Genomic DNA, 15,075 nt, shown 5'->3' with positions numbered 1-15,075 from the left:
GCCCTTCTTAGTCACCTAGGCTCATGCTATTTGGCTTGGCCACGAATAACACTGCAATACGTTGAATACTCGACGTTATCAGATGACTCCACGCTAACTTAGTGCAATGGAAATTGCCGAATTGATGTAAGGACACAAGATGTTTAAACCTAAACTGCTCTCTTTGCTGATCGCCACCAGTTTGCTGACGGCATGTTCTGGCTCAGACGATAAAGATGACACCACCACGACGCCAGAGCCGACGCCTCCTACTGAATACGCACATAAAGTCACAGGTCAGGTCACTTATATCGGCGCTATCGCTGGGGCCAACGTGTGCGTGGATCTTAACCAAGACTTAAGCTGCTCAGAGGGTGAGCCGAGCACTACTACGGACACTGACGGTAAATATCAAATCGATTGGAAAAGCGCGACCGAAAATCCTAACTATTACCTGCTGGCTAATTGGATTGATAACGCGCCTTCATCTGCACGCTCAGCATTGGCGGTGAGCTCCGCCGCAGCTCACCCCAACGCCACTACAGGTGGCATGAATATCGTTGCCCTGCCCGATCATGCGGGTCATATCAACGCGCTGACCAATATTGAGTTTTCACGCTATCGTAAGATGATTGAGGCAGACTTAACGCCACAGCAAGTGATTGAGTTCCGTGCCAGACTCAAATCCTTATACGCCACTGGATTTAAACAAGTCGAAGCCGATTTATTTAGTCTTTCGCCCGAAATCACCCTGCAACCCACATTTATCGACACCCTGCTGTTACACGATTATCTGCTAAACCTCACCAATGAGCGCACAGTGGAAATTTTGGCGGCTATCGAAGTGTTAATCGCCGCATTTGAAGCCTTCGAGAATTTAATCCTAGGGTACGGCTTTGGCACTGAGGCTTATCTGCAAACCAATCCCGTTGCCGTCACCAATAAGGTGGAGAGCACCTTAGTGTCCTTCGGTTATATGGAAGCGCCGGTTGATGGTAAGGCGATGAACAGCACTGACTGGGATACAGTGTTTAGCAGCATGCTCAATCATACCGACGCATCTCATGTGCTCAATATCGCCACCGTTCGCAACAGCCACTTTGTCAGCTTAGATTATGGTACTGCTGACCAAACTCTTACTGGGGTATTTTCAGGTGACGCTGTGATGATCTTCGACAACTCGTCTGGAGAGGAGGTCCCTACCGAATGCTGGAATGAGCCGATGAAAAAATGGATCAATGCCTCGCGTAACGACCAAGGGTATGTCCTTAAAGAACCTGTGATTGAAGGTAACAAAATAAAGACCGTGTATGCTGGCACTGAAATCCCTGTCGAAATGAATTTCCATAAGTATCAGAACACTGCTGCTGACTGGCAAGATTTGCTGGCAAACCTTCCGAGCGACCTCAAACTGGCGTCACTCAGCTGGCCTGCGCAAATATATCGCATGGATATTAAACAAACGGCCGACGTGTTATGCCGCGAAGAAGATCCCATCACCTATGAAACGGGTGTTGAAACCACGAGCGAGCTTTCTACTAGCTTAATCGTAGAGCTATTGTGGCCCTTCGCTTACCCCGAGAGTTACGTTGAGGACTCAACGAATAAATTCACCATTCTCGATAGCTTCGGTCAGCCTGAAAGCCAACATGAATGGAGCATTAGCACCAGTCCAAACGGCGGCAAGCTGCTAACTATCACTGAAATTGTGGAGGATCCGATTGCGAGCCAGATGGTGCAACCTCGCTACTACCTTGTGACCTCAAACTTGCTGACTGAAGTTGAGCTAAACACGGCATTTGATACGACTGACAATAAACAGTTATATCGCTTTACCTACGACCAAAGCTTCAGCAATACCCTGTACAACCACTTTAAGTCGCTAGCAAAATAAACCTTACTCCCTCCGCGCCCCTGAGTTGATTCCTCCGGGGCGCTTATCTCAACTTAAGTCGCGACGCTCTGCAAAGAGCCCATCAGAGGCTGATAAACGCATCTCGCTCATAGTAAAAGATGATCGCTTCAAGCAGTTCCTGTTCACTGGGCTGCGCTTTTTGCTGCTTAAGATTATCAATCACATCCTCGATTTGATCCGTATTTAGCAGATAACCATAGTCACTGTGGCCTAAGCCATCCTCAAAGGCATCAATTTCGGCATCTGATAGATCCCTATCAGCCACTATCGGGAACAATAACGTGGTCAGCTGTAGGGATTCACCTTCATCAAGATCTTGATAAACCAGCCAATAACTTAATCCCGGTTGTTCGATGCACTTTCTTATCCAGCACTGTAACGACTCGGGCTGACCGAAAAATGAGGTGATGTTCATAATGTCCTCGAAATGGTGTTGTCATAGTAAAACCGAGTGAGTCAAAGAGTTGCATGGTCATAGAGGCTATTCACCACTATCAAGATGCATACAAGTAAGAGATGGGAGTTCTCGCGACTCAACCCGCCCCAAGAATACGAGAGGATATCTGCGTCCATCAAAGCCAAAATCACAATTCATCAATTCGATGGACAAAACCCAAACCAAAATTAAATAAACATCATTTTACGGCATGTATTTTTAAACATTATCCATTTAGACATGGTGTTATTTAGGTTTTGGTTATTTTCAAACCAAGGTTGGTGATGTTTCACAAAACCCGTTACGCCAACTGTGATACCTTAAGCGCCCAAAAACGTGTCAGGGCTGAGCTTTTACGCCAAAAGCGAGGGCAAGCCTGTAAATAGATAACTAGTCTTAAGACACAAAATGCCGCGGTAACTGGGGAGTTTCGCAAGAATGAAGAGCAAGAGTTTATTAGGCAACATTGGTGTGCAAGTGGTTATTGCCATGATTATTGGCGCACTGGTTGGTTTTACCATGGGCGAAAGTGCGAGCATCTTCGCACCACTGGGCACCATTTTTATCCATTTAGTCAAAATGCTAGTGATCCCACTGGTGCTGGTGTCTATCATCAGCGGCGCCGCCAGCCTAGGCGATAGCCCCTCGGCGGGTAAGATTGGTGTCGGCACCTTCGGTTTCTTTATTGTCACCTCGGGGATTGCCGTTGCCTTAGCATTAGTCATGGGCAATATGTTTACCCCCGGCGCGGGTGTCGACTTTACCGCCCATAGTAGTAGCGGCCTGATGGAAGTCACCGCCGAACATGGCGCACTGCCTGGGGTAATGGATACCTTTATTGGCATGATCCCAACCAACGTGTTCGAATCGCTGACTGGCGGGAATATCCTTCAAATTCTGGTGTTTAGTATATTTTTCGGTATCGCACTGACCAAGGTCAAAGGCGATGGCGCTAAGCCCATCATGGCAGCGTTAAATACCGTCGTCGACGCCTTTGTGTGGATGATTAACTGTGTGATGGTGATTGCGCCCATTGGGGTGTTTGGCTTGATGGCCGATTCCGTCGGCACCTTCGGTTTCGATGCCTTAGAAGTGGTGTTTAAGTTGTTTGCCGTGTTTGTGGCCGCGATTCTGATCTACGGTTTTGTGTTCTTCCCCTTAGTGGTGCAGCTGTTTTCTAGGGTATCGGCACGCCAATTTATTTCGGCGATGAAAAAACCTCAGGTGATGGCACTGTCGACGGCTTCATCCATGGCGACGCTGCCGGTGAATATGGAAACCTGCGAAGAAGATCTTAAGGTTTCTAAGGCTACAACCGCCTTTGTGCTGCCTTTAGGTGCCACCATCAATATGAGCGGCAACGCGATTTACTATGGTTTAGTCGCCATGTTCTTCGCGCAGATGTACAACGTCGATCTGTCGATGACGGCCTATGCCGCAATTATCTTTACCTCAACCTTAGGCGCCATTGGCCAAGCGGGTGTGCCCGGTCCATCATTTTTAGTGGTTGCCGTGCTACTGGCCGCCGGTATTCCCATTGACGGTTTACCATTGTTATTCGCCCTCGACCGGGTGTTTGACATGATCCGCACCGCGCTCAACATCACGGGTGACGCCGCCTGCGCCGTGATTATGGATAAGTACACCGCAGAGCCAAGCTCGAACTAACTGTGCGAATACATTGATATACCAAGGCTTGAATAGGCTTGCTTATTCAAGCCTTTTTTATGGTTTAAACTTCGAGATACCGCATCTTATCCCACTGATTTTGTATCACTTAATGCAGATTAATGTGATCTTGGCGACGCCTTGGGCTAAGCTCAAACGGCGCCGCCTCGCAATTTGTATTTCTTTATCCGCCAAGCCACACGAGCACGATGCCTTTCTGCGATAATGGCCTGGCTACCATCAGTCCAAAGGAGTGTTGCATTATGTCCGTTTTTGCCCCTGCAAGCCCTTTTGCCGACTTTATCTATCGTCATTTCCGTGCCATTCACGCCCTTAAACTCGGCCTCGCCCTGCTGATAGCCGTCACCATTAACGCCATTTGGTCGCCGCCGCATTTTATTTGGAGCATGGTGACCATTGTGATCATTATGATGAGTCTGCCACAGGTGGGTGGTGCGATTGAAAAGTCGCTGCAACGGGCGGTAGGCACTTGTTTAGGTTCGGCTTATGGCGTGATGTTAGTGGCCACTATCGACAGTTATTGGCTGATAATGGGGCTGCTGATCTTAGGGGTGACGCTGATCTGTTTTATCTCGGCGGGGCGCTACAGTTATGCCTATCTGGTGGCGGGGTTCACCATTATTATCGTGGTGGGCGATGCGAACCACGACACCTCAGAGGCGCTCTGGCGCACGGCGAATATTCTGCTCGGCTGTGTTATCGCCATTCTGGTGTCGCTGTTTATCTTCCCGATTAAGGCCAAACAGGACTGGCGCAGCCAGCTCGCCAATGCCATCGACAGTATGGCCAAGGTACTGACCCAACATCTACAGGCCCCCGCCAACCATGATTTAGATTTTCGCGCCGAACTCGAGGCGGCGATGAAGGCGGTATTAACCCAGAAGAAACTGTTTTTCTCCCTCGAGTGGGAAAGCCAAACCCTGAAAAAACATAAAGTGCTGCTGGCAGAATTAGTCAATAAACAAGTGCGGCTGATCACCCTACTCGAGTTATTGCCTTTGAGTCGTTGGCAAGAAGCCGACAAAGAGGCATACCACCAAATCAACAAAGTCGCCGCCGAGCTTACGGCGTATCTTCACAGGCTGAGTGAATTTGTTGCAGGCAAAACAGCCACATTGCCCACACTACCAAATGCATTAGAGCAAGAGTTGCAACACAGATTACAACTTAGCTTGGCCGCTCAGACGCCAAATTCGGCCCCTTTCGCCAATGAAGTCGCGCAGGGATTTGCCCTCACGGGATACGGCTGGCTTATCTATCAACTCGCCATCGCCGTCGAAGCCCTCTACGCCGATATCGAGATTATCGAAATCGCCTATAGCGGACAAACCGTGTTACATAAAACCGCCAAGCCTTCATAGGCTGTTAGCACGGGGAATGGCAGCGAAAATCACTCAGTCAGATCAAGATAAACCCTTGGCAGCCCTTGCACTCGCAGGGGCTTAATGAAAAGATACCGCCCTAATAAAAATTCGATGTGTGGACTGTTTCATGCGCTTGTTTTCCCCTTCCGTTATCGCCATTGCCTGCTTATCGGCGGGTTCACTATTCACCGCCCAGTTAGCCGTTGCCGCAAATGCCGAAGTCGCGCAGCCTGAAGTGACGACTGGAGCAGCCAACGCTGAGGCCGCTAAAATCGACGCGGTTGACACCAGTGCCGAAAGCAGCGTTTCGCCCGCAACAGAAGCGGCTCCCGAAGCCGCAGTGACAGCGACACCGACTCGCGCCAATACCTTTGTGAATGATGCCATTCTCCCGCCGAGCATCACGTGGCACGGTGCCAGTGAGTCGTTGTTACTCAGCGCCGATAACGAATGGGCGACGCCTTTCGAGCAAAGCAACGGCACCGAAAGCCCAAGCTATGACGACACCATCACTTGGCTCGACCGATTGGCGGCCGAAACCACCAAATTGCAGAAAGTCAGCCTAGGTAAGAGCCCTCAAGGGCGCGACATTTGGATGTATGTCGCCAGCAGTGAAGGCATTAACGAATCGGCACGTCTAAAGCAAAACACTAAGCCGACGATTCTGGTGCAGGCAGGGATCCACGCGGGCGAAATCGACGGTAAAGACGCCGGCATGATGCTGCTGCGGGATATAGTCAAAGGCGACAAGAGCGATCTGCTCGAAAAGGCCAACTTGCTGTTTGTGCCTATGTTTAGCGTCGATGCCCATGAGCGCAGCGGCGAATTTAACCGCGTAAATCAACGTGGCCCGGTCAATATGGGCTGGCGCACCAATGCCAATAATCTCAACCTGAACCGTGACTACGCCAAGGCCGACACCTTAGAAATGCAGCATATGCTGCGGGCAATCAATGTGTGGCAACCGGATCTGTATATCGATGTGCATGTCACCGACGGTATCGACTACCAGTACGACATCACCTTCGGCTACAACCTCGCCCAAGGCTTGAGTCCTGCCAGTTTTCGCTGGCTCGAAAATAGCTACCGCCCAGCGGTCGAAGCGGCATTAACCGCCCAAGGCCATATCCCAGGTCCACTGATTTTCGCCGTCGACAATACCGATATCACTAAAGGCATGTCACTGTGGAACCCTAGCCCACGCTTCTCTAATGGTTATGGTGATGCCCGCCATCTGCCCACTATTTTGATTGAGAACCACAGCTTAAAACCCTTTAAGCAGCGTGTACTTGGCACCTATGTGATGCTAGAGCAAACCCTAAAAACCGTTGGTGACCAAGCGACCAAGTTAAAGAGTGCGATTCAAGAGGATAAATACCGCGCCTCGCCACTGATCACATTAACGTGGAAATCGGCACCACTGGCTAAAGGCTGGGATTTTAAAGGCATAGATTACAAGTTAGAGCAGAGTTCGATTAGCGGCACCGAGGTTGTGCGCTGGACGGGCGAGCCTAAGCTGTACCCCAATTTACCTGTGATTGCCGAAACCGTGCCCGATATAAAAGTCACTCGCCCGAGTGCTTACTATATTCCCGCCCAGTGGACACAAGTGATCGACCGCTTAAATCTACACGGCATTCGGATGACGCGTTTAAGCAAGCCAACAGAGCTTAAATTGCAGCAACACAGCCTGAGCAATCCGGTGTTTAATACCAAAGCGTTCGAGGGACGACTCACAGTGAAGGCCGACTCTACTCTGGTCAAACTGACCACCACCTTGCCTGCGGGCACAGTGAAAATCAGCACAGATCAACCCTTAGGCGATCTGGCGATTTTACTGCTCGAGCCACAATCACCGGACTCGTTACTGCAATGGGGCTTCTTCAACCCTATCTTTACTCGTACCGAATATATTGAGGATTACGCCGTAGAGCCGCTGGCTGCCAAGATGCTGAAGGAAGATCCAAAGCTGCAGGCAGCATTTAACAAAGCGCTGGAAAACCCAGCGTTTGCCGCCGATCCCGAGGCACGCTTACGCTGGTTCTATGAGCGCAGCCCTTACTACGATAATCAATATCTTAAATATCCAGTCTACCGTAGCCGTTAATCCTCGCAGTTAAAAACGGCAAGGATTAAGCAGGCTTACGCGCGCTTATGCTATACACCAAGGGCACATGTTGCCCTTGGTGTATTAGTACATAACGGCTATCGGCTTGCGCCTCTAGCCCTGCGAAACAGTTATAGGGGCTAAACGCAAATTCGTGGAAGAACTCCAGCACTAAACCCGCCTGCAACAAGGCATTGGTCACTTCAGACAAGCTATGGGACCAGCACATTAAGGTCTGCTGCTCATCACCGGCATTCTCGGTATAGGTCCCTTCCTGCTCAATATCTGGCTCACCGCGATTAAAATAGCTATATCCATCGAATAGTTGCTGCGCCGGATGAAACTCGGCCATGTAAAACTGTCCGCCGGGCTTTAAACACGCCGCAATGGTCTGCGCCCAGAGTGTTAAATCCGGCAGCCACACAATGGCGCCATAGGAGGTAAAGACAATATCTTGCGGCTCAACCTTGCCCGCCACACTGTAAACATCGCTACAGATAAACTCGGCGGACAATTGCGTCTGCAGCGCCAGCTTGCGCGCCTCAGCAATCGCCACCTCGGATAAATCGACCCCAGTCACTTTTGCGCCCATTCGCGCCCACGACAGGGTGTCTAAACCAAAATGACATTGCAGATGCAGTAGACTTTTGCCCGCCACCGCAAGCTCATTTAATTCAATTTCCGTTAGAGATGTTTTGCCATTCAAAAAGCCTTCAACATCATAAAAATCAGAGGTTAAGTGCACTCGAGTGCGGGCATCCCAAGCGATTTTATTGGTCATTAAGTAATCCATATGAATCCTTTCTGGTTATGCTTTTAGTCACGTTGGCTGAATGGACACACGCTAACCGAATAAGTGAGTAATTTCACCACTCTTTGGGAAAAATCACTCATTCAACGGACATGTCCGCCCGCACCGTATCGGACACATTTACAGTATTTAGCTGAAAATTAAGGAATTTGAAAGTTGGCATAGGATGTGCTATCTCTCGACATAGCAATTATCGCCATAGACTCCGCACTCTGCAGCTTATCGAGTGTCGATAACAAGGAAGAAGAAAATGTCACTACGCCCTTTTATATTCACCCTCGGATTTGTCGCCGCCTTTACCGTTGGCGTGTCACTCACTGGCTGCATTATCAATGTGAACGCCGCCGGCATGCCGGATTTAGACCATCAGCAACGTGAACTCAGCCTCGATGCTCAAGACCTGCAGGAGCTCGTCGCCGAAACTGGTGCAGGCAGCCTTGAAATAATCGGCGTCGAAGGCCTAACCCAAATTAAGTTAGTGGCTGATATCTATAGCAATGACGATAGCAAAGTGATTCTCACCCTTGAGAAAAAGGCTAACAAAGCCCAGCTTAAGGCCGACTTTGAATCCCATAGCAGCTTTAGCAATTATTCACCCTATATCGACCTTAAGTTACAAGTCCCCGCTGGATTAGCACTGGACATTGACGATGGTTCGGGTGCGATTTTGATCAACAAGATGACGGCGGATATCAAGGTCAAGGATGGCTCGGGCGAACTGGTTATCCATGGCGGCAATAATGTCAGCATCGACGATGGTTCTGGCGCGATTGAAGTCAGCCAAGTGAACGGCAATCTCGCGATTGTCGATGGCTCTGGCGGCATCCAAGTCAATGATATTAAAGGCAGCATCATCATCGATGACGGCTCTGGCGAAATCAACGTCGCCAATGTGCAAAACACAGTCACCATCAACGATGGCTCAGGCGATATCAATGTGGTGAACACTAAGGGCTTAACCATACTCTCGGCAGGTTCAGGGGATGTGAGCTTCGATAAAATCGATGGCCCAGTCAGTAAACACTAAGCCCGTTAGACCAACAGCGTTACCGCTCAACCAACTTCCCGGCGTAGAGACTGATGTTGCAGTACCCAACCAAATGTCAGTCTTCTACCCACCCCCTTTTGCGTTACCGTTCCATGGACATTCTTATGCACTTTATGCCACTAACCCCTTGTAGTGGCATCTTTTTTGCGTCTGAGACTTTCTCAGACTCAATTTTGTCCAGTAGATTCGGTAACGGTTCGAGGAGCCAATAGGCGGCATCATGGCTTCTGGCTATTGTATACCCTAATTGCCTGCCGCAGGCTTTCGCACTGTTACGCCAGTGACTCGCCGTGGATACGTCCTTGTAGGCTCTACTAAAACATCCATGTTTTAGAAGGTCACTGGCGCAACAATGCTGGGTTTGGTGCAACCATTGATAGTCGAGTAATACCTATCCTTACGTTTTCTCGGTGCTGACTGTTAATCCCACAAGAGTTTTGCCAGCTCGACCATTCCCGTAAGAATATTTAACAATGGGTGTCTCGATAAACTCTCGTCTTTCTGGAACCTAGCGCATGTTAGAATTTTAATCAGATAGGAAGTTACAGCAGTGGGAAAATCCATTGATAACGCAGCCTTATTTGCCGCTTAGAGCACAAAGTAAAGCTATCAAATTGGTGATTTTCTTAGACCTCAGTCGGCTGAGCAATTAGCATTTCCTGATAACTGCACAATCTACGGTCTGCTTTATAGAATACTATTTCGAAATCTTTACGGATTGGACCGCTTTTGGGGAAAGTACCTTTGATTCGGTTTCTAACTTGAGCCCCTGCCGGATGTACAACAAAGTCAGCCACTTCTAGAAGAGACAAGCATGCATCCTTGGTTGCATACATAACTTTTCTAGGAATAATCCCATTATCAGAGCTCATTTGATAAGCACTGAAATAGCTACGCGTTGCCTTCCCAATTCTTTGTGAATCTTCAATTACAAATACAACTTCAGACGGATTAGTTAGCGATGCAAATTCGCACACTTGATGCATCACAGACTGCACTAATAGGTGTAAGTTATCAGTGCCACTTCCATTTTCAAAACTGATTGCAGACATAGTTGCAAATCTGAAGATGGGTGAATTCGTAAAAAAGGACTCTAGAGCAGATAATTGATCTTTTGAAGGATTCTTTAGCTCTGCAGCGTGAAGCGGTTTATTCCTCCCAGAGAAGTAACTGTCTTTGATCATTGACCATGGTTCTTCTATAAACCGGAAATAATCCCTAGCAAGTACAGCGCATCCACCCAATCCGAAAACCGGAAAATTCTTATCAGCATAATTCTCGCATCCAGTTTCATCGATACCAACAACAAGAGCTGTATCTGGAAGATGATAGCTCCCATTTTCGTGTTCGAAAGATAGCATTCCGATACTCTTAGTTCTGTGGTCTAAGGTCTTATATTTATGCATTACGCTGTTTGCAAAACATAACCCGCTTGTCGGGCTTAGCCGCTGCCACACTCATGTTAATTGGTATGAATGATGCTATCGGAATTTGCTTTTGTAGGATAGCTGTTTTCTATGCGGCTCAAATCGTATTCACTTGATATCGTTTTAGCTTTATAAGTTTAACAAGATACCGATTGTTAGATTTAACTCCCAGCATACACAGATGTCGACGAGATTAAGCACTGTCATGAACGTGACCGTTGGCGACATGGATGCCGCCGTCGAGCCTATAGGGATACTTCTTGTTAAATGAAAGGGCGGCGTGTCACTGGAATGGCAGTGCTTAATCATTACACGTATACACCAATGATTTAGCTCTTTTATCTCGCACTATCTATGTTCAGCAGATTCAATCAACGCCAGCTTTTGATTGCGGCTTAACTTTTTAACTGCGATTTCACGCCTTAGCGCATCGCTGCGAGTGCCGACTGGTTCTTGATACATTAGGGTTAATGGCCCTTTGCCGCGCAGGTACTTTGCAGCTTTGGGACTGCTTGATTGATGTTCGTTAAAGCGGCGTGCGACATCTGTGGTGATGCCTGTGTATAAGTGACCATTGGCGCAGCGGATAAGATACAGATACCACATCGAGACTTGTTCTATCTCTGATGTTGCGCCTTGCTCCGAAGTAACAGCTTGCTCAGCACCTAGCGCTTCTGGCTTGCTCGACAGCTGAGCTTGGTTAGCAGCTTGAGTTTGGCTAGCCCCTTTTTTGGGGCTAGCCGAGGGAGTTGAATTAGCAGCTTCAATCACTAAATCGGTCACCCGTTGGCGCCTACTTAGTCATGCCGAGCAGGCTTAAGAAGAAGGCATATTCCTGCGCTGTGTCTTGATACTGGCGGTAACGGCCACTCTTGCCACCGTGGCCAGCATCCATATTAACTTCGAATAACAACACCTTATCGTCCAGTTTGTACCATTTATTTTGCACTTCACGCAGTTTTGCTACCCATTTCGCAGGCTCGAAATACTGCACCTGTGAATCATGCAAACCTGTGGTGACTAACAGGTGTGGGTATTCATGGTCGGCAACATTGTCATAGGGTGAGTAGCTGAGCATATAGTCGAAATAGGTCTTCTCGTTTGGATTACCCCATTCATCGTACTCGTTGGTGGTGAGCGGAATCGACTCATCGAGCATGGTCGTCACCACATCCACAAAGGGCACATGCGCCGCGATAGCAAAGTACTTTTCAGGCGCCATATTGGCAATCGCGCCCATTAACAGCCCGCCGGCACTGCCACCCGAGGCCACCACTTTATTTTTATCGCCATAACCTTGCTCGGTTAAGGCAGTGGTGACATCGATAAAGTCATTAAAGGTATTCTTTTTATTCAGCAACTTACCCGCATCGTACCAAGGGCGGCCGAGCATTTCGCTGCCGCGCACATGGGCGATGGCATACACAAAGCCACGGTCGAGCAGACTGACCACCGACGACGAAAAATCAGGTTCTACAGTGTAACCGTATGAACCATAACCATATTGATACAGAGGGTTAGTGCCATCTTTCTTGAACTTATCCTTACGATACACCAAGGACACTGGCACCTTAGCGCCATCGCGGGCGGTAACAAATAAACGTTCGGCGCGATATTGGCTGGCATCGAAGCCGCCGAGCACTTGTTCCTGCTTGAGTAGATCGCGTCTATCGGGATTGCTTAAGTGGTACTCATAAATCGCCTCGGGCGTGGTCAGGCTCGAGTAGAAAATCCGTAACTTATCGCTATCTTGCTGGGCGTTCACATCTAAACCGAGCACATAGGCGGGCTCGTCAAAACTCAGCTCAAAGGGCTTTTGACCATTGAATGGCATCACTTTAATCCGCGTCAGGCCATTCTCGCGGGTTTGAATAATCAAATAATCCTTCAGCACCAGCTCGTCTTCGATACGCGCATTGGGATTATGGGCAACCACTTCCTGCCATTTGGATTTATCGGCGGCATCCTTAATCGCCACTTTCATCAAACGGAAGTTTGTCGCCTGCCAGTTGGTGAGAATGTAATAGCTATCGCCCAGCTTAGAGACGCTGTATTCATGGCCTTCTTCCCGCGCCAGCACAGGTTTGAACAGGCTTAAGGGATCGTTAGCATCCAGTACCGACACTTCGCTAGTGGTGGTGCTCTCGTGGAACAGCACAATTTGCGACTCGTCTAAACTCTTGCCGAGGGAGATGTAATAAGCATCATCTTGCTCCTCATACACCAACACATCGCTCGATTGTGGCGTGCCGAGTTCGTGGCGATATACACGGTAGCCGAGCAGGGTTTGCAGATCTTTAGCGATATAAAACACATGGCGATTATCATTGCCCCAAACGATACGACCCTCTGTGTTTTCAAGCACATCGGTGATCATGGCGCCGGACTCAATATCTTTAAAATAGATGTGATACACGCGGCGGCTTAGCACATCTTCACCGAAGGCCAGCATGGTTTCATCTGGGCTGACGCTGACGCCACCTAAACCATAAAACTCATGGCCCTTGGCGCGCTCATTCACGTCCAGCATCATTTGCTCAATCCCGTCACTGCCTTTGCGAGCGATCAGCGGATATTCGCCGCCCTCTTGGTAGCGGCGATAATAACTGTGCTGGTGCCATTGGTAAGGCACGCTCGACTCATCGGCAACGAGGCGCCCAGTCAGTTCGTTAAAAAGCCCATCCTGCAATGACTTAAGCGGTTTAAAGTAGGCTTGGGTATAACGGTTTTCGGCATTCAGATGCGCCAACACCTTAGGATCTTGGCGTTTATCGTCGCGCATCCAGTAGTAATCGTCGGTGCGCGTGACCCCGTGCAAGGTCATCACATGGGGAATTTTTTCCGCAACGGGCGCAGAAACTAGCCCTTTTGGAGTGGAGCAACCGGGTAATAGCATAGCGAGACCTAAAGTAAGCAGCAGAGTGCGCATTTATACGTCCTTGTGACGTTCAAACACCATCGAGGGGCACGACGGCAAGCCAATAAGTTGATGTGTCGGATATGATATACCCAAGCTAGCGCTTGTTGCGAGTTTCCTAAAGATGATGCTGCTTTAAGCTTGGCGGCCAGTTGTGCGCTTGCGCAAACATTGCCCAATTTATGGCGCGATTTTATTGCCATTCCAACTAAATAGGCGCAACATAACCGCGTTTTTAGGCCAAGGCCTAACAACAATTCTCAGGGCGGGGTGAAACTCCCCACCGGCGGTAAATAGTGTTGTGAACGTTTTCACTCCCACTAAAGCCCGCGAGCGCCCGAACGCAATTCGGGGTCAGCAGATCTGGTGACTTAGCTTGTCTCGTGATGGTTAATGCCTATCGAGCGCTACTATTCCAGAGCCGACGGTAATGGACTGTTTGCCATCATAGCAACAGTACTGAGTCCGGATGGAAGAGAATGTAAGACAACATTAGGATACGGGCGCTTCGTTTCAGCCAATGAGCGAAAGCTACCGCCGTCTAAATGTTAGCCTCATATTTTGCAATGAGCCGATGTAAGCCATTGAGCTTAAATGGGTCTATTGCTACAGCTCAATCCCTTTGGGGTAACGGCTGTATTTCTGCACGCCCTGATTCTGGAAATTCCCATGTCGTATTTTTGAAGGATATTAACCATGAATCAGTCTTTACTTGCTCCTTTTGGTACTGCTATCGAACGCGTTGAAGCGGGTCTTGAAGCCCTGCGTCAAGGCCAAGGTGTGTTGGTCGTCGACGACGAAGATAGAGAAAACGAAGGCGACTTAATTTTTGCCGCCGAGTCACTCACCAATGCTCAAATGGCTATGCTTATTCGCGAATGCAGCGGTATCGTGTGTTTGTGTTTACCAGATGAAAAGGTCAAAGCCCTTGAGCTGCCACCTATGGTAGAAAACAACTCGAGCCAATATGGCACCGCCTTTACCGTGAGTATCGAAGCCAAAGTAGGTGTTACCACTGGCGTTTCGGCTGCTGACCGTGTCACCACCATTAAAACCGCTATTGCCGACAATGCTAAGCCAAGCGATTTAGCGCGCCCAGGCCATGTGTATCCACTGCGCGCCCAACCCGGCGGCGTATTAACTCGCCGTGGCCACACCGAAGGCACTATCGATTTAATGCAACTGGCCGGACTCAAACCTGCGGGCGTGTTATGTGAAGTCACCAATCCCGATGGCACTATGGCGCGTCTGCCAGAAATTATCGCCTTTGGTGCCGAGCACAATATGCCTGTGCTGACGATTGAAGATATCGTTATTTACCGTAAGTCGTTATTAGCCAACGTTGGCTAATTAACCCCCAAAGCGGGATGCTAGTTAAAGGA

General features: G+C 48.9%; 11 protein-coding genes and 1 riboswitch. Of the genes, 6 read left to right on the top strand and 5 right to left on the bottom strand.

Going from position 1 to position 15,075, the window contains the following annotated elements; translation table 11 throughout:
* The first annotated feature begins 139 nt into the window (after positions 1–139).
* Positions 140–1,873 carry a hypothetical protein gene (locus SHEWANA3_RS00760; RefSeq protein WP_011715416.1) on the top strand — a complete coding sequence of 578 codons (1,734 nt, stop codon included), beginning with the start codon at positions 140–142 and terminating at the stop codon, positions 1,871–1,873.
* Positions 1,874–1,955: 82 nt separating this feature from the next.
* On the opposite strand, the gene SHEWANA3_RS00755 is transcribed toward SHEWANA3_RS00760, so the two are convergent.
* The gene (locus SHEWANA3_RS00755; protein WP_011715415.1) at positions 1,956–2,309 is read right to left on the bottom strand and encodes a hypothetical protein; all 354 of its coding nucleotides are present in this window, start codon (positions 2,307–2,309) and stop codon (positions 1,956–1,958) included.
* 459 nt (positions 2,310–2,768) lie between these two features.
* Between SHEWANA3_RS00755 and SHEWANA3_RS00750 the strand changes: the two genes are divergently transcribed.
* The 3 genes from SHEWANA3_RS00750 (at position 2,769) to SHEWANA3_RS00740 (ending at position 7,490) form a co-directional block, all read left to right on the top strand.
* Positions 2,769–3,998, top strand: coding sequence for a dicarboxylate/amino acid:cation symporter (locus tag SHEWANA3_RS00750; RefSeq protein ID WP_011715414.1), 1,230 nt, complete (start codon positions 2,769–2,771; stop codon positions 3,996–3,998).
* A gap of 263 nt (positions 3,999–4,261) precedes the next feature.
* Positions 4,262–5,380: an FUSC family protein gene (locus tag SHEWANA3_RS00745; RefSeq protein WP_011715413.1), complete on the top strand. Its 1,119-nt coding sequence runs from the start codon at positions 4,262–4,264 to the stop codon at positions 5,378–5,380.
* Positions 5,381–5,510: 130 nt separating this feature from the next.
* Positions 5,511–7,490 (top strand): M14 family metallopeptidase, encoded by a 1,980-nt coding sequence (locus SHEWANA3_RS00740; RefSeq protein ID WP_011715412.1) that lies wholly within the window; start codon positions 5,511–5,513, stop codon positions 7,488–7,490.
* A 25-nt stretch (positions 7,491–7,515) separates the two neighbouring features.
* Here the strand turns inward: SHEWANA3_RS00740 and SHEWANA3_RS00735 are convergent, their stop codons facing one another.
* The gene (locus SHEWANA3_RS00735; protein ID WP_011715411.1) at positions 7,516–8,283 is read right to left on the bottom strand and encodes a class I SAM-dependent methyltransferase; all 768 of its coding nucleotides are present in this window, start codon (positions 8,281–8,283) and stop codon (positions 7,516–7,518) included.
* A 268-nt stretch (positions 8,284–8,551) separates the two neighbouring features.
* Between SHEWANA3_RS00735 and SHEWANA3_RS00730 the strand changes: the two genes are divergently transcribed.
* A complete protein-coding gene (locus SHEWANA3_RS00730) occupies positions 8,552–9,328 on the top strand; it encodes a hypothetical protein (protein ID WP_011715410.1) in 777 nt (258 codons plus the stop codon).
* Positions 9,329–9,975: 647 nt separating this feature from the next.
* On the opposite strand, the gene SHEWANA3_RS00725 is transcribed toward SHEWANA3_RS00730, so the two are convergent.
* The 3 genes from SHEWANA3_RS00725 to SHEWANA3_RS00715 form a co-directional block, all read right to left on the bottom strand.
* Positions 9,976–10,710, bottom strand: a complete 735-nt coding sequence (locus SHEWANA3_RS00725) for a DUF3800 domain-containing protein (protein WP_041412476.1) — start codon at positions 10,708–10,710, stop codon at positions 9,976–9,978.
* 414 nt (positions 10,711–11,124) lie between these two features.
* A complete protein-coding gene (locus tag SHEWANA3_RS00720) occupies positions 11,125–11,559 on the bottom strand; it encodes a GIY-YIG nuclease family protein (protein ID WP_086017231.1) in 435 nt (144 codons plus the stop codon).
* Positions 11,560–11,569: 10 nt separating this feature from the next.
* Complete coding sequence (locus SHEWANA3_RS00715) at positions 11,570–13,705, bottom strand: oligopeptidase B (protein ID WP_011715407.1); 2,136 nt, start codon at positions 13,703–13,705, stop codon at positions 11,570–11,572.
* 240 nt (positions 13,706–13,945) lie between these two features.
* Positions 13,946–14,178, top strand: a riboswitch (FMN riboswitch).
* 211 nt (positions 14,179–14,389) lie between these two features.
* Between SHEWANA3_RS00715 and ribB the strand changes: the two genes are divergently transcribed.
* Complete coding sequence (gene ribB / locus SHEWANA3_RS00710) at positions 14,390–15,043, top strand: 3,4-dihydroxy-2-butanone-4-phosphate synthase (protein WP_011715406.1); 654 nt, start codon at positions 14,390–14,392, stop codon at positions 15,041–15,043.
* Positions 15,044–15,075 lie beyond the last annotated feature (32 nt).

The sequence above is a fragment of the Shewanella sp. ANA-3 genome (assembly GCF_000203935.1).
Classification (GTDB): domain Bacteria; phylum Pseudomonadota; class Gammaproteobacteria; order Enterobacterales; family Shewanellaceae; genus Shewanella.
This window is presented reverse-complemented; position numbering and strand designations above follow the sequence as displayed.

Coding starts and splice junctions, on each gene's coding strand:
- SHEWANA3_RS00760 (WP_011715416.1), top strand. CDS start 140: ATGTTTAAACCTAAACTGCTCTCTTTGCTGATCGCCACCAGTTTGCTG.
- SHEWANA3_RS00755 (WP_011715415.1), bottom strand. CDS start 2,309: ATGAACATCACCTCATTTTTCGGTCAGCCCGAGTCGTTACAGTGCTGG.
- SHEWANA3_RS00730 (WP_011715410.1), top strand. CDS start 8,552: ATGTCACTACGCCCTTTTATATTCACCCTCGGATTTGTCGCCGCCTTT.
- SHEWANA3_RS00745 (WP_011715413.1), top strand. CDS start 4,262: ATGTCCGTTTTTGCCCCTGCAAGCCCTTTTGCCGACTTTATCTATCGT.
- SHEWANA3_RS00750 (WP_011715414.1), top strand. CDS start 2,769: ATGAAGAGCAAGAGTTTATTAGGCAACATTGGTGTGCAAGTGGTTATT.
- SHEWANA3_RS00735 (WP_011715411.1), bottom strand. CDS start 8,283: ATGGATTACTTAATGACCAATAAAATCGCTTGGGATGCCCGCACTCGA.
- SHEWANA3_RS00715 (WP_011715407.1), bottom strand. CDS start 13,705: ATGCGCACTCTGCTGCTTACTTTAGGTCTCGCTATGCTATTACCCGGT.
- ribB (WP_011715406.1), top strand. CDS start 14,390: ATGAATCAGTCTTTACTTGCTCCTTTTGGTACTGCTATCGAACGCGTT.
- SHEWANA3_RS00740 (WP_011715412.1), top strand. CDS start 5,511: ATGCGCTTGTTTTCCCCTTCCGTTATCGCCATTGCCTGCTTATCGGCG.
- SHEWANA3_RS00725 (WP_041412476.1), bottom strand. CDS start 10,710: ATGCTATCTTTCGAACACGAAAATGGGAGCTATCATCTTCCAGATACA.